The organism is Ensifer sesbaniae (genome assembly GCF_013283665.1).
GTDB lineage: Bacteria > Pseudomonadota > Alphaproteobacteria > Rhizobiales > Rhizobiaceae > Ensifer > Ensifer sesbaniae.
In genome coordinates this window covers 1718628-1737175 of the sequence record NZ_JABEKU010000001.1, presented here as the reverse complement: position 1 = coordinate 1737175, position 18548 = coordinate 1718628, and the positions used below count along the sequence as shown (strand labels likewise).

At 61.8% G+C, this 18548-nt stretch carries 19 protein-coding genes; 7 read left to right on the top strand and 12 right to left on the bottom strand.

Annotated features, from left to right (window positions below):
- Positions 1 to 195 precede the first annotated feature (195 nt).
- From BHMPCIPO_RS08455 to BHMPCIPO_RS08435, 5 genes are all read left to right on the top strand, one after another.
- Positions 196 to 843, top strand: coding sequence for a lysophospholipid acyltransferase family protein (locus tag BHMPCIPO_RS08455; protein WP_246304280.1), 648 nt, complete (start codon positions 196 to 198; stop codon positions 841 to 843).
- Positions 840 to 1790, top strand: coding sequence for a phosphatidate cytidylyltransferase (locus BHMPCIPO_RS08450; protein WP_173516330.1), 951 nt, complete (start codon positions 840 to 842; stop codon positions 1788 to 1790). The genes BHMPCIPO_RS08455 and BHMPCIPO_RS08450 overlap by 4 nt, the downstream gene beginning before the upstream one ends.
- On the top strand, positions 1787 to 2191 hold the full coding sequence (locus tag BHMPCIPO_RS08445) for a hypothetical protein (RefSeq protein WP_173516329.1): 405 nt from the start codon (positions 1787 to 1789) through the stop codon (positions 2189 to 2191). Before BHMPCIPO_RS08450 ends, BHMPCIPO_RS08445 begins: the two co-directional genes overlap by 4 nt.
- A complete protein-coding gene (locus BHMPCIPO_RS08440) occupies positions 2175 to 2831 on the top strand; it encodes a CDP-alcohol phosphatidyltransferase family protein (RefSeq protein WP_173516328.1) in 657 nt (218 codons plus the stop codon). The genes BHMPCIPO_RS08445 and BHMPCIPO_RS08440 overlap by 17 nt, the downstream gene beginning before the upstream one ends.
- Before the next feature lie 215 nt (positions 2832 to 3046).
- Complete coding sequence (locus BHMPCIPO_RS08435; RefSeq protein ID WP_173516327.1) at positions 3047 to 4234, top strand: DUF418 domain-containing protein; 1188 nt, start codon at positions 3047 to 3049, stop codon at positions 4232 to 4234.
- Between the two features lie 87 nt (positions 4235 to 4321).
- On the opposite strand, the gene pyrG is transcribed toward BHMPCIPO_RS08435, so the two are convergent.
- The 6 genes from pyrG to BHMPCIPO_RS08400 all read right to left on the bottom strand — a co-directional run bounded on the left by pyrG (position 4322) and on the right by BHMPCIPO_RS08400 (position 10259).
- Entirely contained in the window at positions 4322 to 5959 is a 1638-nt protein-coding gene (pyrG, locus tag BHMPCIPO_RS08430; protein WP_312033043.1) for a CTP synthase, read from the bottom strand.
- Positions 5960 to 6097: 138 nt separating this feature from the next.
- On the bottom strand, positions 6098 to 6574 hold the full coding sequence (gene secG, locus BHMPCIPO_RS08425; RefSeq protein ID WP_173516325.1) for a preprotein translocase subunit SecG: 477 nt from the start codon (positions 6572 to 6574) through the stop codon (positions 6098 to 6100).
- Between the two features lie 131 nt (positions 6575 to 6705).
- Positions 6706 to 7476 (bottom strand): triose-phosphate isomerase, encoded by a 771-nt coding sequence (gene tpiA / locus BHMPCIPO_RS08420; RefSeq protein ID WP_173516324.1) that lies wholly within the window; start codon positions 7474 to 7476, stop codon positions 6706 to 6708.
- Between the two features lie 121 nt (positions 7477 to 7597).
- Positions 7598 to 8914, bottom strand: coding sequence for a bifunctional class I SAM-dependent methyltransferase/GNAT family N-acetyltransferase (locus BHMPCIPO_RS33645; protein ID WP_210266427.1), 1317 nt, complete (start codon positions 8912 to 8914; stop codon positions 7598 to 7600).
- A 61-nt stretch (positions 8915 to 8975) separates the two neighbouring features.
- Entirely contained in the window at positions 8976 to 9461 is a 486-nt protein-coding gene (locus BHMPCIPO_RS08405; protein ID WP_173516323.1) for a GNAT family N-acetyltransferase, read from the bottom strand.
- A 192-nt stretch (positions 9462 to 9653) separates the two neighbouring features.
- The gene (locus BHMPCIPO_RS08400) at positions 9654 to 10259 is read right to left on the bottom strand and encodes a hypothetical protein (RefSeq protein ID WP_173516322.1); all 606 of its coding nucleotides are present in this window, start codon (positions 10257 to 10259) and stop codon (positions 9654 to 9656) included.
- Between the two features lie 65 nt (positions 10260 to 10324).
- On the opposite strand from BHMPCIPO_RS08400, the gene BHMPCIPO_RS08395 reads away from it, so the two are divergent.
- Both BHMPCIPO_RS08395 and BHMPCIPO_RS08390 read left to right on the top strand, forming a co-directional pair.
- Entirely contained in the window at positions 10325 to 10945 is a 621-nt protein-coding gene (locus BHMPCIPO_RS08395) for a cytochrome b (protein ID WP_173516321.1), read from the top strand.
- Between the two features lie 53 nt (positions 10946 to 10998).
- Complete coding sequence (locus tag BHMPCIPO_RS08390; protein ID WP_246304397.1) at positions 10999 to 11541, top strand: YceI family protein; 543 nt, start codon at positions 10999 to 11001, stop codon at positions 11539 to 11541.
- Positions 11542 to 11576: 35 nt separating this feature from the next.
- On the opposite strand, the gene BHMPCIPO_RS08385 is transcribed toward BHMPCIPO_RS08390, so the two are convergent.
- The 6 genes from BHMPCIPO_RS08385 to BHMPCIPO_RS08360 all read right to left on the bottom strand — a co-directional run bounded on the left by BHMPCIPO_RS08385 (position 11577) and on the right by BHMPCIPO_RS08360 (position 18354).
- Entirely contained in the window at positions 11577 to 13028 is a 1452-nt protein-coding gene (locus BHMPCIPO_RS08385) for an aspartate aminotransferase family protein (RefSeq protein ID WP_173516319.1), read from the bottom strand.
- A gap of 11 nt (positions 13029 to 13039) precedes the next feature.
- Complete coding sequence (locus BHMPCIPO_RS08380) at positions 13040 to 14050, bottom strand: NAD-dependent epimerase/dehydratase family protein (RefSeq protein WP_173516318.1); 1011 nt, start codon at positions 14048 to 14050, stop codon at positions 13040 to 13042.
- Positions 14047 to 14487 carry an EamA family transporter gene (locus BHMPCIPO_RS08375; protein WP_173516317.1) on the bottom strand — a complete coding sequence of 147 codons (441 nt, stop codon included), beginning with the start codon at positions 14485 to 14487 and terminating at the stop codon, positions 14047 to 14049. The genes BHMPCIPO_RS08380 and BHMPCIPO_RS08375 overlap by 4 nt, the downstream gene beginning before the upstream one ends.
- 93 nt (positions 14488 to 14580) lie before the next feature.
- Positions 14581 to 15903 (bottom strand): FAD-binding oxidoreductase, encoded by a 1323-nt coding sequence (locus tag BHMPCIPO_RS08370; RefSeq protein ID WP_173516316.1) that lies wholly within the window; start codon positions 15901 to 15903, stop codon positions 14581 to 14583.
- Positions 15900 to 17342 carry a UbiA family prenyltransferase gene (locus BHMPCIPO_RS08365; RefSeq protein ID WP_173516315.1) on the bottom strand — a complete coding sequence of 481 codons (1443 nt, stop codon included), beginning with the start codon at positions 17340 to 17342 and terminating at the stop codon, positions 15900 to 15902. The genes BHMPCIPO_RS08370 and BHMPCIPO_RS08365 overlap by 4 nt, the downstream gene beginning before the upstream one ends.
- A 127-nt stretch (positions 17343 to 17469) precedes the next feature.
- Positions 17470 to 18354, bottom strand: a complete 885-nt coding sequence (locus BHMPCIPO_RS08360; protein WP_173516314.1) for an alpha/beta hydrolase — start codon at positions 18352 to 18354, stop codon at positions 17470 to 17472.
- Positions 18355 to 18548: the final 194 nt, after the last annotated feature.

Below are 18548 nucleotides of genomic sequence, written 5' to 3'. Positions count from 1 at the left end.
TGATTTCAACCGCTTGAGAAGCGGACACAATCGCGTAAAGTTGTTCGATGCAGCCTGGAGCTACGCCAGGCGGCAGGCTGAGGGGCAGCGCTTGATCTTTTTGTTGCAAGGCATGAAACGCATCCGGGCACGGCCGATAGGCTGCGCAAGGCGCATCAGGACGCCAACCTGGTTCCCGCTTGGATATGAATCGACATGATCCGCGATTTGACGGCCAAGCTGGCCTCCATCGCCATCATGATGTTTGCGCGCGCGCTGACTGCGGCGCGCGCTATCTGGCATGAGACGGGTCTGCCACCAAAGCAGAGCATCTATTTCGCCAATCATTCCAGCCACGGCGATTTTGTGCTGATCTGGGCGGTGTTGCCGCCCTGGCTTCGGGAACGCGCGCGGCCGGTTGCCGGCGCGGAATACTGGCTGAAATCGAAACTCTCGGCCTTCATTGGCCGCGACGTCTTCGATGCGGTGTTGATCGAGCGCGACCCGGCGGCCCGCACCCAGGATCCCGTCGAGCAAATGACGGCTGTTCTTAACGACGGCTCGTCGCTGATTCTCTTTCCCGAGGGAACGCGCAATCAGACCGAGGCACGGCTGCTTCCCTTCAAGAGCGGGCTCTATCACCTCGCCTGCAGGCGGCCGGACGTGGCACTGGTTCCTGTCTGGATCAACAATCTCAACCGCGTCATGCCGAAGGGGGAGTTCGTGCCGATCCCGCTCATCTGTACCGTAACTTTCGGCGAACCGATGCATCTGAAAGCGCAGGAGACGAAGGACGAGTTCATCGCCCGCGCCGAGGCTGCCATGCTCGCGCTCGCGCCTCCATCAACGGAAGACGACGCATGAGCGCAGCAACCTTGGACATGCTCAAACTGCTCCTGGGTGTCGGCGGCATTCTCGTCCTGGCGTCGAGCATCGGCTACGTCCTGAAGCAAAGGCTCTCGCCGGATGGGTCGAACGGTGCAATCGAGAACCTCAACGCCCGCATCAAGGCATGGTGGGCGATGGTGGTGCTGATTGCCATCGCCTTCGTTGCCGGCCGGGTCGGCGTGCTCCTGCTTTTCGCCTTCTGCTCTTTCGCGGCGCTACGCGAATTCATCACGCTCATCAATACCCGCCGCGGCGACCACTGGGCGATTGCTGCCGCTTTCTTCGTCGTTCTGCCGATCAATTACGTTCTGCTCTGGGCCGAGCAATACGGCATCTATTCGATCTTCGTGCCGGTCTATGCCTTTCTGCTGATGCCAATCATCGCGGTCATGCGCGGCGACACGCGCGATTTCCTGCTGAGGATCGCGGAGGTGCAATGGGCGCTGATGATCTGCGTCTTCTGTGCCTCGCACGTGCCGGCACTCCTGACGCTGCAGATCCCGGATTACGAAGGGCGCAACGTCCTTCTCATTGCCTTCCTGGTCATCGTCGTTCAATCCAGCGACGTGCTGCAATATGTCTGGGGCAAGCTCTTCGGGCGGACCAAGATTGCACCGACCCTTTCGCCGTCGAAGACGGTCGAGGGCTTTATCGGCGGGGTCGCAAGCGCCACCCTGATCGGCGCGTCGCTCTGGTGGATCACGCCGTTCACGCCGTCCCAGGCCGCGTTGATGTCGTTTCTCATCACCCTGATGGGCTTCTTCGGCGGGCTCGTCATGTCGGCGATCAAGCGTGACCGCGGCGTCAAGGACTGGGGCCATCTGATCGAAGGCCATGGCGGGCTGATCGACCGGCTGGATTCCGTCGTCTTCTCCGCACCGATCTTCTTCCATTTGACACGTTACTGGTGGTCACTGACATGACCGCGAAGCTGAGGGGCCTGGCGGGCAACGGCATGGTGCACGTGGCATTCGCTTTTTTTGCCATGGGCGGCTGGGCACTTTTCGCCAATCGCCATCATCCGATGCCCAAACCGCTTCTTGCCGCGATCGTGCAAGGAACGCTCTCGGCGCTTTTGACCCTCTACCTCAAGACAGCGATCGACGCGCTTTCCAGGCGGTTTCGCGGAACAAAACGTTTGTTCCTGCCGCCACTTCTCGCCTGCCTCGGTTCGTCGGCAATGCTCGCCGCGATTCACACGGCCAGCGGCACGCCGGAGGTCCTGAGGACGATCGCCCTGCCGCTCGCGGTGTCGACCACCTACGCCGCCATCTACAACTATTCCATCAGCCGAGGAGAGCCTGGGCATGACCGAGACCGGTGACCGCAGGCCGCTCGCAAGCCGCAACACCCGCTGGGCGCAGGCGATCGCGCGACGCCTGGCGTCGATGAATGTCACGCCCAACCGGATCTCGCAGGCAAGCATGCTGGCCGCGGCCTTCGCCGGGCTTGCCTTCTGGCTGACGGGCGAAACGCAGGATGGGGTGAGGGTCGCGCTGTTCGTCGCCGCCGCCCTCTTCTGCCAGTTGCGCCTGCTCTGCAACCTCTTCGACGGCATGGTCGCCGTCGAGGGCGGCAAGGGCGAGGCCGATGGTCCGTTTTGGAACGAATTTCCCGATCGCATCGCGGACATTTTCATTTTCGTCGGTGCCGGATATGGCATCGGCTTCCCTGCGCTCGGCTTTGCCGCGGCCGCCTTCGCCGTGCTGACGGCCTATGTGCGCGAACTCGGCCACGCCAATGGTGCTCCGAGCGACTTCTCCGGGCCGATGGCCAAGCAGCACCGCATGGCGGCAATGACGCTGGCTGCTGCGCTATCGGCCTTTGAAGGCCTGTGGCTCGGCGACGGCGAAATCCTCTGGATCGCGCTGCTTGTGATTTCGATCGGCGCACCGCTGACCACTCTCTTGCGCGCACGCCGCCAGATTGCCTGGCTACGCCGGAACACTTCGCACAAAGGCTGATCGTTCCCCTCCCGCTGCAACTGACACGCCCGCGCGATAAACCCGCGAGCGCCTCTTGACGTTTCGTTATCTCCATTACTAGATTGATTAGTCGCTTTATTATTTGAACCCTTGCCCGTGCCTGTCGACGATCGAGAGGTTCGCTTTTGTAAAAGACTTCTGTTTCAAATGGTTATGGCGCATTCCTCTCGCGCCTTCCGCAACGGAGAACACGAATGACCACTCCGGACCGCATCGACGATGTCGACGCACTGCGCGGCTTTGCCCTGCTCGGCATCCTTCTCGTCAACATCATGGCCTTCGCCTCAGCCTTCTATGGCCTGGAACTCGCGGACCCCACCTTCAGCAGCATTTTCGATCGCGCCGTCCATCTGGTAATCGCGCTGTTCTTCGAGATGAAATTCTATCTGCTCTTCTCATTCCTGTTCGGCTACAGCTTCACCTTGCAGATGCGCTCGGCGGAAAAAGCGGGCGAGGCCTTCGTGCCGCGGCTCTTGCGCCGGCAGGCGGGCCTTTGGTTGATCGGTGTCACCCACGCGGTTCTGCTCTTCCATGGCGATATTCTCACCACCTATGCCGTACTCGGCGTCGTCCTGCTGATGCTCAGAAATCGCAGCGACGACGCCCTCTTCCGCCTGGCGAAATGGCTGGTCATTCTCGTTGCCATCGCATGGGGCGCACTCGGCATTCTCGCGACGCTGGAACCGATACCGCTCGACCGGTCGGCGATCCTCGCCGCCGCAGAGGCAACCGAACTTGCCTTTCGGGGTAATTGGCAGACGGTGATCGGCCAGCACCTGATGGAGCTTTCGACCATCTGGGTGATCGTTGGCCTGCTGCAGGCACCCTCTGCGCTTGCAATGTTCTTGCTCGGGCTGATCGCCGGGCGTCACAAGATGCTGGCGCGACCGAGGGAAAACCGGGCATTGTTCCGGCGATTGCTTTGCGCCGGCCTATGGATCGGCCTGCCCGGCGCCGTCATCTATGCCTATGCCAGCGTCGAGATGCTCGATTCGCCGATCGCGATCATCGGGCTCTCGGTCGGGCTGATCACCGGACCGTTCCTGACCGGCGCCTATGTCGGCGGCATGATGCTGTTCTTCGGGTCCAAGGCCGGCGAACGCCTGCGAAACCTACTGGCGCCCGCCGGCCGCATGGCGCTTTCCAACTACCTCATGCAGTCCCTGTTCGCAGCCCTGATCTTCCATGGCTACGGCCTTGGCCTCATCGGCAAGGTCTCGCCCTTGGCAACGGTGTTGATTGCGCTCGGCATCTTCACCGCCCAGCTTTTCATCAGCCGCTGGTGGATGGCCCGTTTTGTCTATGGGCCGCTTGAATGGGTCCTGCGCTTCATCACCATCTGGCGGCCGCCGCAATGGCGCAAGCCGGTCGAGGCGCGCTGACCGCCCTCAGGCGGAAGCTCCGAACGCCGGTGCATACGAAAAAGGCCGATCTCGCGACCGGCCTTTCTTGGTTCATGCAATCCCGACTTAGACGAGGCGGGACTGTTCCAGTGCCGCTTCGACGAAGCTTGCAAACAGCGGATGTGGGTCCAGCGGACGCGACTTCAGTTCCGGATGATACTGGACGCCGATGAACCACGGATGATCCGGATATTCGACCGTTTCCGGCAGCACGCCGTCCGGAGACATGCCGGAGAAAACGAGGCCACAGGACTCGAGGCGGTCCTTGTAGTCGACGTTGACTTCGTAGCGGTGGCGGTGGCGCTCTGAAATATCGGTCGAACCATAGATCTCGGCGATCTTGGTGTTGCCCTTGAGCGACGCGCGGTAGGCGCCGAGACGCATCGTGCCGCCGAGATCGCCGGAGGCGGAACGCTTCTCGAGCTCGTTGCCTTTCACCCATTCGGTCATCAGGCCGACGACCGGCTCCTTGGTCGGACCGAATTCCGTGGACGAAGCCTTCTCGATCCCGGCGAGGTTGCGGGCCGCTTCCACGACCGCCATCTGCATGCCGAAGCAGATGCCGAAGTAAGGCACCTTACGCTCGCGGGCAAAGCGGGCCGCGTTGATCTTGCCCTCGGAGCCGCGTTCGCCGAATCCGCCGGGAACGAGGATGCCGTGCACCTTTTCGAGATAGGGGGCCGGATCTTCCTTCTCGAAGACCTCCGACTCGATCCACTCGAGCTTGACCTTCACCCGGTTGGCGATACCGCCGTGGTAAAGCGCTTCGATCAGCGACTTGTAGGCATCCTTGAGGCCCGTGTACTTGCCGACGATCGCGATCGTGACTTCGCCCTCCGGCGTGCGGATCCGGTCGGCAACGCGTTCCCAGGCTTCCATGCGCGGCTTCGGCGCCGGCTCGATACCGAAGGCGGCGAGCACTTCGTTGTCGAGGCCTTCCTTGTGGTAGGCGATCGGAACGTCATAGATCGAGGCAACGTCGAGCGCCTGGATAACGGCCGACTGGCGGACGTTGCAGAACAGCGAAAGCTTGCGGCGCTCGGCTTCCGGAATTTCGCGGTCGGCGCGAACGAGCAGGATATCGGGATGAATGCCGAGCGCCTGCAGTTCCTTGACCGAATGCTGCGTCGGCTTGGTCTTCAGCTCACCGGCTGCCGGGATATAGGGCATGAGCGTCAGATGGACGTAAACCGCGGTGCCGCGCGGCAGGTCGTTGCCGAGCTGGCGAATCGCCTCCATGAACGGCATCGCTTCGATGTCGCCGACCGTGCCGCCGATCTCACAGAGCACGAAGTCGTAGTCGTCATTGCCTTCGGTGACGAAGTTCTTGATTTCATTGGTGACGTGCGGAATCACCTGAACCGTCGCGCCGAGATAGTCGCCGCGCCGCTCCTTGTCGATGATGTTCTTGTAGATCCGGCCCGTGGTGATGTTGTCGGTCTTCGTCGCCGAACGCCCCGTGAAGCGTTCGTAGTGGCCGAGATCGAGATCGGTCTCCGCGCCATCGTCGGTTACGAAAACCTCGCCGTGCTGGGTCGGGCTCATGGTGCCCGGATCAACGTTGAGGTAGGGGTCGAGCTTGCGCAGTCTCACCCGGTAGCCACGCGCCTGCAGCAATGCTCCGAGAGCTGCTGCAGCGATGCCTTTTCCGAGGGAGGAAACCACGCCGCCAGTGATGAATACATATCGCGCCATGGGAGTCACCGGATACCTTTTCACAAATGATTCCGCCACCGAAAAATTCATGTTCCAGAACTTTTCGCCTTGGGATGGAGGCAGATTTCACACAAAACAAAACCGGCGGATGAAACATCCGCCGGCGGGTTCTTTGGAATTGCGGCCTTATTGGCCGCTGGGAACTTGCGATCCCGAATTGTCGTTGGCGGGCGTCTCGGTCGTTGCGCCGCCTGCCGGAGCTTGGCCCGACGTTGCCGGTACCGTCGAGGGAACACCGTTGCTCGTTGCCGGGGCAGTTGCCGGCTGCTGCTGGGTGGCGCCACCGGCGGGAGCCTGGGTGTTGCCGCCGCCGAGCGAGTTGAGAACGCCGCCACCGTTCGAGCTGGTGCCCGGGATACGATCGAGGATGTCGGTCGCCTGCGGCTGATAGCGAGCGAGGATGCCCATGGCGAGCGCCAGAACGAAGAACAGGGCCGCGAGGATTGCCGTCGTGCGGGTCAGCGCATTGGCCGTACCGCGCGCGGACATGAAGCCCGAGCCGCCGCCGATGCCGAGACCACCGCCTTCGGAACGCTGAATGAGAACGACGCCGATCAGGGCGACGACGACCATGAGATAGATGACGAGTAGTACGGTCTGCATCAGCTTCCAGTCCTGCCCTTTGGGCACACGAATCAAACCATGCGCAAACTCGGCATGGCCGGGCGCAATTTTCGCGCCTCTTTATACCATGCCGTGCGCCATTCCAAGCCCCTGCCCGGCGATGCGGGCGATCAGGCCGTCAATTCTTCATAAGCCCGGTAGATGGCGAGGAAGTCTTCCGCTTTCAAGCTCGCGCCGCCGATCAGGGCGCCGTCGACATTGGCGACGCCCATCAGCTCCTTGGCATTGGACGGCTTGACCGAGCCGCCGTAGAGGATACGCATCTTGGCACCGGCGTTGCCGAAGCGCGAAACGAGTTCCTCGCGCATGAAGGCATGCGCCTCCTCGACATCGGCCGCCGTCGGGGTCAGGCCGGTACCGATCGCCCAGACGGGTTCGTACGCAATGACGGTGTTTTCGGCTGTCGCCGCATCCGGCAGGCTCTCGGCGAGCTGGCGCTTCAGAACGTCAAGCGTCTTGCCGGACTTGCGCTCATCGCCGGTCTCGCCGATGCAGACGATCGCCACGAGCTCGGCGGCGTGTGCCGCTTCCGTCTTCGCGCGAACCAGCGCATCGCTTTCGGCGTGGTCGGTGCGACGCTCGGAATGGCCGACGATGACATGGGTGCCGAAGCAATCGGCGATCATTTCGGCGGAAACGTCGCCGGTGTGGGCACCCGACTGCTTCTGATGGCAATCCTGCGCGCCGATCATCAGCGGGCTGTCATCGCAAAGCGCCGTTGCCACATAGAGCAGGGTTGCCGGCGGGCAGATCAGGGTTTCGACCTTGGCGGAAAGTTCGCCCTTGACCCCTTCGGCCATCGCCTTGATCTGATCGAGCGAGGCGCGGGTTCCGTTCATCTTCCAATTGCCGGCGACGAGCGGGCGGATATCGGGCGTCATGCAATTTCCTCCGGGTACTTTTCTCCGCAAGCGGCCTAGCAAATGCGCCCGGCAAATAAAAGCTCTGCCGGCGATTATTCCCGCGGCGGGACAAGTTGTCCTGCCCCGCCGCGAGCGGTTGTCAGGCGCTGCGTGTCATCTCGATTACCGCGAAGGGCAGCCCTTCGTCGTCGGTCTCCTTGCGTGCGGTTTCGACGAAACCGCGGCGACGATAGAAGTCGACGGCGGCTTGATTGTCCGCATAGACACTGACTTCGAGCGGCCCGAGGCGCGCGGCAGCATCCTCGACAAGGGCGCGACCGATGCCGGCGCCGTGGATATCCGGATCGACGAACAGACCGCCAATGAAGTTCTCGATCAGCCCGATGAAGCCCACGACCTGCCCGTCGATCGCGGCGACCCAATTGTCTGCCATCGGCAGGTAAGTGTCCCGCACCAGCTGCTGCTGTTCGAGAAGGCGCGCCTCACCGAGAAACGGATGGCCGACACGCGACGCCGCGAGCCAGATTGCAAGCAACCGTTCGCCTTCCTCCGGACGCCAGGGGCGAATGGCGATGGGCGCGGCACCGTCACGGGCTCCCTGCTTGCCTTCCGGCTTTGCGGCCGCAATCGAGTACATCAAAGGCAGGCTTGGCATGGTTGCAGGCGGCGCCATGCGCCGGTCACCGAGATCTCGCATGCCTTCGAAGCCGACCCAGCCGTTGGCGTAGGGATATTCCGTCAGACGCTCGATCCGGAGTCCGGAATCGATGAGCGCCTGGATCACGTCAGCGATACCCCAGTTGAACTCGAAGGATGGGTGGGGATTGGTAAAGCCCACGACACCCTCTTGGTAGCCGCCGATTGCAAGGCCTGTGCCGGAATCGGCGACATAGTCGCCGACGCCCGCTTCTGCGACCGGTTTCTTGGGAGCATAGTCGTAGTGTGGCTTCCAGCCCGGGTCGAAGACCATGGCGAAGGGATGGAACTCGATGAAGGCGAAGCGCCCGCCCGGCCTCAGCACGTCGGCTATGCCGCGCGCCCAAACGCCGAGATCCGACAGCCAGCAGATGGTGCCGTAGGACGCGAAGACGCGATCGAACCGCCGTCCGTCCGCCACCGCACGCTCGAACCATTCGAACAGGTCGGACCGTTCGAAGCTGGCCGCAATCCCGCTTTCTTCGGAAAGCCGCGTCGCAAAGGCGATCGCCTCGTCCGAGATATCGACACCAGTGACCCGGGCGCCGAGGCGGGCGAGACTCAGGCTATCCTGACCGGAGTTGCATTGGAGATGGAGAAGCTCCAGCCCGGCGACGTCGCCGAGCAAGCCGATTTCTTCAGGATAGAGCGTGGAACCGCCCGCGCGAAAAAACGCTGCCTGATCGCCCTTGTGGCTGTTATGCGCGACCGTCGCCGCGTTCCAGGAGAGGCGATTGGCCTCGTGAAGATCGTTACCCATAGTCCTATTCATAAAATCGTGTCGGCAGACATGCGACCGGTGCCCCGTGTGCGCGCTGTTCCTAAAACCTCAGCACGGCCTCAAGCTCGTCATCATAGTGCTCGCCCGTCGGCTCAAAGCCGAGGCCACGATAAAATCCTTCGGGGCTGCCGGGACCCTGCCCGTAGCTCGTGTAGAGTTCGCGAAGACCGCGGGCTCTCAGATCGCGCACGACAAGGGCAATCGCCTGCTTGCCAAAGCCCCTGCCCTGAAACGGACGGGCAATCATGAAGCGCCAGAGATAGACGCCGGGGCAATCGATGCCGTCGTCCCAGTCGGAACCTTCATGCAGCAGGATGAAGCCGACCAGCGTCTCCTCAGCATAGATCGCGCGGAACCAGGCATTCTCGGAAAAATGGGCCTCGGCGATCGAGGTGCCGTTGTCCGCTACCATGTCGCGCTGTTCGTCGCTCAGCGTCTCGCTGAGCTCGCAGACGTCACAGACGGTCGCGGCTGAAATTCGCCGGAGGCTAATCTCGGCATCAGACGTCAATACGGTCTCACGCATTGGGAAACTCCTAAGAAAAATCAAAATGTAAAAAAGCCGAGACCGGGACGGTCGGCATCAATTCACCCGCAAAAAGGGCAATTGGCGCCTATAATGAAATCATGGCGAGAAAACGCCTGCCCGTTCGCATTGGCGAACGCCCGTGAAATCCGGTTCGCGAGTGGGTCGTGGCTCCAGTTTAGGAACCCGACGTCACTTTGGTCGACCTGCCGTCGGCTGCGTTCCGCCGTTCTCCAAGCCGGCAATCGCCGCGTGAACGTCCGCTTCCAGATCTTCGTCGAATTGCTCGAAGATCGTATCGCCGATCAAGCCGTGAACCTCGCGGAGGTAAGGGGCGGCCGCCTCGCCTTCGCCAAGAGCGAGGTAGGAGCGCGCGATCGAAAGCGACGAGAGCGGCTGGCGCCGCTCCAAGGTCCATTCTCGGGCCAGCAGTGAGACGGCAATGCTCTCCCGATACTGGCCGGCATCGCAAAGTGCCGCGCCGTAGCCGCTCTTGACCCAGTAATACATGTCCGTGAAAGCGAGGTGCGCGTCGGCTACGTCGGACGCCAGACGCCAGGCGTCGATCGCCTCGCCATATTTGGCTTCGGTTCCAAAGCGGATGCCCCTGCACGCATGCTCGTAGGCCTGCCGCTCGTGCGGACTCATTGGTGTCGTTTTTTTCTTCGCCATGTATGCCAGCCCAACTGCTCCCAGGAACAACTCCTCCGTGTCCCCTCCACTGCAAGTGGACCACAGCTTGCCGACCTCAACAAGATCGCAGTGCAATTTTACGGTATTATCGGCGAATAAAAGCATGGGCTCATGGGTCTCACCGCCGTAACCGAATTGTAGCGGCCGGGCTGGCGAACACGGAGACGATCATGTTGCGCAACGACAGGGCCGGGTTCGGCTGGGTCACCATCGTTCTTCACTGGACGATTGCCGTGATCATTCTCGCCTTGCTCGCCCTCGGCTTCATCATGCGCCGGGTTCCGATCGACCCAGCGCTGCAGTTTTCGCTCTACCAGTGGCACAAGTCGCTGGGTTTCACCGCGCTTGGCCTGGCGGCAATCCGCGCCCTCTGGCACGTGATCGAGCTTCGCCCCCAACCGCCAGCAGGCCTCAGCCCACTTGAACAGCGTGCCGGCAGCGTCACCCATATCGTGCTCATCGGGCTTGCTCTCGCGGTCCCGCTCGCCGGCTGGGCCGTCGCGTCGACCTCGACGCTGAATATTCCCAGCTTCTATTTCAACTGGTTCATCATACCGCATCTGCCGATGGCGAAATCGGCGCCGGCCGAGGACTTCTGGACGCTCGTCCATATGACGCTCGCCTACCTGCTCCTCGCTTTTGTCGCGTTTCACGCATTGGCCGCCCTCTACCACCACTTTGCGCGCCGGGACGACGTCCTCGTTCGCATGCTGTCGGCCGGATCGCACCGCCGTAAACGCTCCCAAGCGGCGAGCGCAGATCCGGTGATCGCTGGAAGGAAGAAACCATGACACTGCGCCTGCAACCACCACCCAGGGCAATTGCACTCGCCTTTCTGGCGGTCATGCCCGGTGCGTCACTCACATTCGCCGCCGCGCCTGACCTTGCCGACGCCGCCGGCAACTATGGCATCACCTCTGCCTCCCGCATCCATTTCACGGTGGCACAAACCGGTGGCGGCGGAGGAATTGCCGGTGACTTCGGCAAATTTTCCGGAAGTTTCCGCATCGACCGAAATGATGTCGGCCGCTCAACGGTCGAGTTCACGCTTTATCCGGCGAGTGTGAAAACGGGAGAGAAGCGTGTCGAGGATTTCCTGAAATCGAGCGCCGTCTTCGATACTGCCAACTACAGCACCGTCACCTTCCGCTCGACGAACGTGAAGCAGACCGGCCCCGATACGGCGGCGGTCGAGGGAACATTGACGGCCCGCGGCACCTCCCGCAAGGAGCGCTTCTCCGTCACGCTGCTTGACTGGAATCGCGGTTCGATCGCCTTCAACATCCGCGGCAATATCCACCGCTCGCCCTACGGCATGGATGTCGGCACGCCGATCTATTCCAACGTCGTCGAATTCGACATGAACATCAAAGGGCAGAGGCGCTGAACGCCCCTGCCCTTGGCGAAGGATAGGCTCGTCGTTCAGCCGATCTGGCTGCCGACGAAATCCTTGACGATGCGTACGATGCCGCGGCCGAGCAGGTCGTCCAACGCAGCGATGAACTGGTCGACGTGGGCGCGCTCGCAAATCAGCGGCGGCTCGAGCCGGATGACATTGCGATTGTATTCAGTGAAGGCGACGAGCACGTCGTAGTCGCGCAGCAGCAGCGCGCCAATGAAGCCCGAGAGCGAGCCCTTGAGCTTGTCGTCGAGCATCGAGACGACAGGGCGCAGAACCATCGGCAGCGTCTGGCTGAAGTCCTGGAACTCGAGGCCGACCATCAGCCCCTTGCCGCGCACGTCCTTGATGATCTTCGGATACTTCCCCTTCAGCGCCTGCAGGCGCTCGAGCAGATATTCGCCGCTGTCGGCGGCGCGATCGATCAGGTGTTCGTCGTAGAGCACGTTGATGCCCTCGATCGCCGTCACACAGGCCTCGCCCATGCCGCCGAAGGTTGCCATGGCGTGGATCATCGCGGTCTTCGGCGTGCCATAGGCCTTCATGTAGACTTCACGGCGCGCGATCATCGCACCAACGGCAGCCTTGCCGGCGCCGAGCGACTTGGCAAGCGCGGTCACATCGGGCACGACGCCATAATGCTCAAAGGCATAGAAGCGACCGGAGCGGCCATAGCCGCACTGCACCTCGTCGGCGACCCAGAGCACGCCGTATTTGTCGCAGAGCGCGCGCAGCTTCTGCCAGTATTCGGCCGGCGCCTGGATGATGCCGCCGCCGCCCTGGATGGTTTCGAGCACGATGACGCCGATTTCCGGATCGGACTTGAAGGCGTTCTCCACGGCGTCGATATCGGCAAAGGGCACGCGGACCGTATTGTCGGTGACCTTGAAGTCGGCGCGGTAAAGCTGGCCATCGGTGATGGCGAGCACGCCTTTGGTCTTGCCGTGGAAGGAATTCTCGGCATGGACGACCTTCGGCCGCTTCGGACCGGCGGCGCGCTCGGCGAGCTTGACCGCCGCCTCCATCGCTTCCGAACCGGACGATCCGAGAAAGACCATGTTGAGATCGCCGGGCGAGCAGGCAGCGATGTTCTTCGCCAGAGCCGCCGCATATTGCGACATGAAGGCGATCGCGATCTCGTGGCGCTTTTCGTCCTGGAACTTCTGGCGCGCATCGAGGATGCGCGGATGATTGTGGCCGAAGGCGAGCGAGCCGAAGCCGCCGAAGAAATCGAGGATCTTTCGGCCGTTCTGGTCGGTGTAGAACATGCCCTCGGCGCTCTCGATCTTCACCTTGTGGAAGCCGAGAAGCTTCATGAAGTGGAGCTGTCCTGGGTTCAGGTGCTCCTTGAAAGCCGTGGTGATGTCGCCGATCGACATGGCTTTCGCCTGTTCGACGGTGATGAGGTCGGGCTTGGTCACGCCACCGTCAAGCGAGGGGGCGGCAACGGCGATACGGTTCGGTATGTCCAGCATGGTGTCTCCCCTCATTCGGCCGGCACGGCGACGGCAGCGGTGGAAACGGCGCCCGTCTTCTTCGCCCGATATTCGTCGTAGGCGGCGATTAGCATGTCGCCGTCATTGTATTCGGCACGCCAGCCGAGCTCACGCTTCAGCTTGCCGGTTTCGCGCACGCACATCTCGTCGGCGATCAGATACTGCTCCGGATCCATGATCGGCCTGTTGATCAGGTCGAAGAAGGCCAGTGTCTGCTTGACCGCGAAGGCGGGCGTCGGCAGCAGGAAGGACTTGGAACCCGCGTGCCTGATCAGATTGCCGAGCAGGTCGCGCACGGAAGGCGGATTGTCGGAGCCGAGATTATAGGCTTCGTTCGGCACGCCGCCCTTCCAGGCAAGGCGCGCGGCTTCGGCGCAATCGAAGACCGAAATGAACTGGTAGGGCACCTTGCCCGAGCCGATCATCGGCACCGGCAGGTTCAGGTCGATCAGCTTGAACAATTTCTCGAGAATGCCGAGACGGCCGGGGCCAATGATGAGGCGCGGGCGGAAGATCGCAATGTTCATGCCCTGCTTGCGCCATTGCACCGCGAGCTGTTCCGTCGCCCACTTCGACTTACCGTACTCACCGAGCGGCTTTGCCGGGTGATCCTCCGTCTGCGGCGACTGGACCGTATGGCCGTAGATCATGTCGGTGGTGAACTGCACCAGACGCGACGCGCCGGCGGCATCCATGGCCTTCATGATGTTTTCGGCGCCGTAATAGTTGACGGGCCAGAAGAATTCCCATCGTTTCGAGCGGATCTGCAGCGGCGACAGCATCTTCGCCGCCATGTTGTAGACCATATCGTCCGCGCCGATCCCGACCTTTTGAACAGATTCCAGATCGGTGACGTCGCAATGGACGAAGCGGGCGCGGCCGTAATGCGGCAGGTCGGACTTGACGATATCGGCGATCACGACTTCCTCGCCGTCCTTGACTAGGCGCTCCGCCAGGTGACGGCCAACGAAGCCGTCGCCACCAAAGATGATGTGTTTCATGACTTGCTCCCGAATTCTGCGGTGCCCACCCCGGCGGCTTCAGCCGACTTGTCATCGGCATGGGATGAGATGCCCGACTGGGCGATGAGAACGGTTCCTGCACAGATCAGCGCGATACCGGCGATGCGCCAGGCATTGAGGTCCTCGCGGAAAACGAAATAGGCGAAGACCGCGACGGCAACGTAAGCGAGGCTCAGGAAAGGATAGGCAAAGGAAAGCTCGACCTTCGACAGCACATAGAGATGCGACGCCATCGAAATGACGAAGGTCGCGAGGCCGGCAAAGACCCAGGGGTTGAAGACGATCTGGAACAGCCGGACGATCGCCGTTTCGGCGGTCATCGATATCGGTCCGAGCGTCATCATTCCCTGCTTCAGCATGAGCTGAGCGGCAGCGTTGGTAAGCACCGTAAAGAGAATGAATGAAATATATTTCATTGTTTTACTCCCAGTCCCGCAAATGTACTTACGGGCAAGAGGCGGATTTTCCGTGAAGTTTGAAAGTTTAATTGAATAAAATTGTCTGCATTCTCATTCTGGCAAAGCCAGAGCCGTGCGCTTCCAGAAGTTGGAAACGAGCGCAGGATCGCGCAGCGCCTCGAGCTTTTTCCAGGAAGGGAACGATTTTTCAAAGACTTGCGGGCTCATGCGGGCATCCTTGTACGGATTGATCGCACCGCCGGCCTCGATCACGATGCGATCGAGCGCATCCAGGAGCTTTACTGTCCGTTCACCTTGATTGGCGAAGTCCAATGTCAAAGTAAAACCGGGTCGCGGGAAGGAAAGAAGACCGCGCGAGCCGATGTCGCCGAAACGCTTCAGAACCGTGAGGAACGACGCGTGGCCGGCAAGCCGAGCGGTCTCCATCAGCTTCGCCGTGATCTCCGGTGCACGGTCCGTCGGATAGACGCTCTGGTGCTGGTAGAGACCGCGCGGACCGTAAAGCCTGTTCCAGGCACCGATCGCATCCAGCGGATAGAAATAGGATGTCCAGGGAACCGTCGTCACGGTTTCACCCGGCTTTTCCTTGCGGAAGTAATATTCGTTGAAAGCCTTGAGCGTTGCCCGGTTCAGAAGGTTGAAAGGCGGCGCGAAGGGCACCGACAGCTTCAGTCCCTTTGGGATGTCGGGCAACTCGCAGGAGCCATCGGCGTGGTCGCCGGCCAGCAATACACCCCTGCCCGCGCGGGAACCGGTTGCGAGCTGATCGATCCAGGCAACGGAGTATTCGTGCTCCTGGTCGACGCGATCGACGAGGGCGAAGTATTGGTCGAGGTTGTCGAAGCGGATCGCATGTTGCTGGACATGCGGCGACGGCACCTTCATCAGCCGCAGATCCACGGTCAGGATCAAGCCCGTCAGGCCCATGCCGCCGATGGTCGCGGCGTAGAGTTCAGAGTTCTCTTCCGGCGAACAGGTCAGCCGATCCCCGTTCGAACGCAGGAGCGTGAAACCCGTCACGTGATTGCCGAAGGTGCCGCGCGCATGGTGGTTCTTGCCGTGGACGTCGTTGGCAAGGGCGCCGCCGACGGTGACGAAAGCCGTACCAGGGGTGACCGGCAGGAAGAAGCGATGTTCGATCGCGCGTTCGAGCACCTGACGCAAGGTCACGCCGGCCTCGCAGGTCATCTTCCCGGTGCCGGGATCGAAGGCGATGATCCGGCCATGTCGGCGGCTTTCGATCAGCGTGCCCCGGTCATTGTGGCAACTGTCGCCATAGCTGCGGCCGTTGCCGAAGGGCAAGTAGCCACCGGCCTCCAGGCTGCCGAGACGGTCCTCATAGTCGTCGGGCGAGATGGCCGGCCGCGCGCGATTGTCGAGCCGACCCCAGCTTTCATGATCCAGCAAACTCATTGCGGCCCGATGGCTCCAAACAGGATCAACAGCGCGCCGACCAGCATGGTCAATTGGCTGCGCCAGTCACGCATGATGAAGACAACGGGGTCTTCATGCAGCATGCCGCGACGCGCAAGCATCCAGATGCGCAACAACATATAGAGCACCAGCGGGCAAAGCGGCCACAGCGCCCAGGGCGTGGTGTACATTTCCTGGAGTTCCTTGCTGTGCACGTAGAGCGCAAGGACCAGGGCCGAGGTGAAGGCGGAAGCGACGCCGGCCTGCCCCACCATCTCGAAATCGACAGCAAGATAGCCGCGGCCCGGAACGTTGCCGCCGTCCTTGTCGTCAAACTCGTGCAACTCGACGTAGCGCTTCACCAGCGCCAGGCTGAGAAAGAAGAAGATCGCGAAGGAAACCAGCCAGAAGGAGAGTTCCGTGCCCGTGGCCGCAGCACCGGCAACAATGCGCGTGGTGTAGAGGCCGGCAAGCGTGAAGACGTCGACCAGCAGCTTGCGCTTCAGCACGAAGGTATAGGCCGTCGTCGCGCAGGCATAGAACGCCAGCACACCGGCGAATTTCCACGGCAGCAGAAGCGTCAGCGACAGCGACGCCAGGACGAGGCAGGCGGCAAGAATGAGCGCCGTCGGCACCGACATCTGGCCGCTTGCGAGCGGCCGATGACGCTTCTTCGCGTGGCGACGGTCATTCGAAAGGTCCGAAAGGTCGTTGATGACGTAGACCGCCGAGGCGAGGAAACTGAACGCGAAGAAGGCAATGATGACGCTGGCGATCGCGTCGAGATGCAGGACCTCGTGATTGAGGATCATAGGCACAACGATGAGCACGTTTTTCGCCCATTGATGCACCCGAATGGATTTCAGCGGCGCGAGCATGCTCACCTGGCCGGTATCCAGGCGCTCGGCATCATGATTGCGGCGCCACTTTTCGGCGGCCGCGTCCGGAGCAACCACGATCGCGCACCGCGCCGCCTCGAAGACGGCGATGTCGTCTCGGCTGTTGCCCATATAGTCGAAGGCACCGTCGCCGTAGCGGTCGACCAAAGCCTGGCGCTTGCGGCTGCTCGTCAGATTGAGCGCGTCGGTCGAATGCATGACCGAGGAGAAGAGCCCGACATGATCGGCAACGTCTCTGGCGACGGATGGCGCCGCTCCGGTGACGAGCACCAGTTCGCGCCCGGATTTTCTCTCCTCCGCCAGCCGATCGATGACGGCCTGGCGGTAAGGCCAGTCCTGAGCCTGGCGGCCGGAACGCAAGGCCACCTCATGCTTCAGCCGCGCCTTGCCCTTCGCCAGCCAGAACAGCATGGGAATGAGCATCAGGGGATTGCGCAAGAGGATGATCGCCGCACCTTCCCACAGCGTATCGGCGGCCAACAAAGTACCGTCGAGATCCACACACAGGGGAACGTGCCGTGTTTCGGTGCGCGCGTCCATGATTTCCACCCCAGCCATAATTGCCGGGCATGATGACGTCTTCAACTTTCCAGAGTGGAAACACGGCCCACAATCTCGCCCGGAAACTGTCGGGCTGGTTAACAAATGTCAGCGGCGCCGACAAAGGTCAGTGGCGACCGATCCAGTTCAACGCATCGCGCCAATCGGTCATGCGCAGCGGGGTGCCGTGCGAGCCGGTTTCGAAGAGAACGAAGCGTGTCGGGTAGCCCTTGGACTTGAGCGCACGGTAGAGCGCCCTCTGGCTTTCGGCCGGATAGACGCTGTCGCGGCTGCCGTGGCTGAAGAACATCGGCAGCTTCGCCTTGTAGGCAGCGCTCTTGGTGAAATCGGGGTCGCTCACGCCCCCCATCACCATCATGCCGCCGAGAGCCGCCACGGCAGAGGCATCGCGCGAAACGCCCCAGCAGATGAAGCTTCCCATCGAGGCGCAGGCGAGCACCACGGGGCGACCGCCGGACCGCTCGGAAGCCTGCTTCACCAGGCCGGCAATATCTGCAGCGCCTGATGTGTCGAAGGAACGGACGCTTGGCGCGTAGTAGGTGCCGCCATTGGCGACAGCGAGGTTCTTCAGCCGGTTGAAGTTGCCGCCGAAGGAAAAATCGTTGGTGCCGAGCCGGCGATCGCCGCCGCGGCCGTGGACGAAGATCACCGTGAAGGCAGCGCCACGGTCGGGACCGACGCGGGTCACATCGAGCGAATGGCCGCCAATGTCCAGCGTCTCGTTGACCTGCTCGCTCTTCACGCCAAGCGAAACATAGGCACGTTTCACCCGGCGCTCCGGGATCTCGTCCCGTTCGTTGATGTCGCGCAGTTCCTGGTAATCGACGGTCAGGTCGTCGCCGTCATCATTCTGCTGCAGCACCTTGCCATAGGAGAAGAGTTCGTCCTTGAAGGGCTTCACAGCCTGCGCCTGGGCGACGGAAGCCGCGGAAAACAAGGCAACGGCCAGCAAAAGCCGACGAAACGGAAAAACAATTGTGGACACGGCCAATGACGGGCTCCCTCGTTCGCCGAAAGACTTGCCATCGCCCGGACGCCAAAGCAACACTTGCTCCGTGACATGGCCATGAAGGCGGGATTTCGCCCCGGCCGACGCCTGAATTCTCCTTTTGTTCGCGTATCCCGTGAGAGTCTGGCAGAATTCAGGTGATTCGACCGCCGGGGGATGGCGGCAAAGCCGAGGTC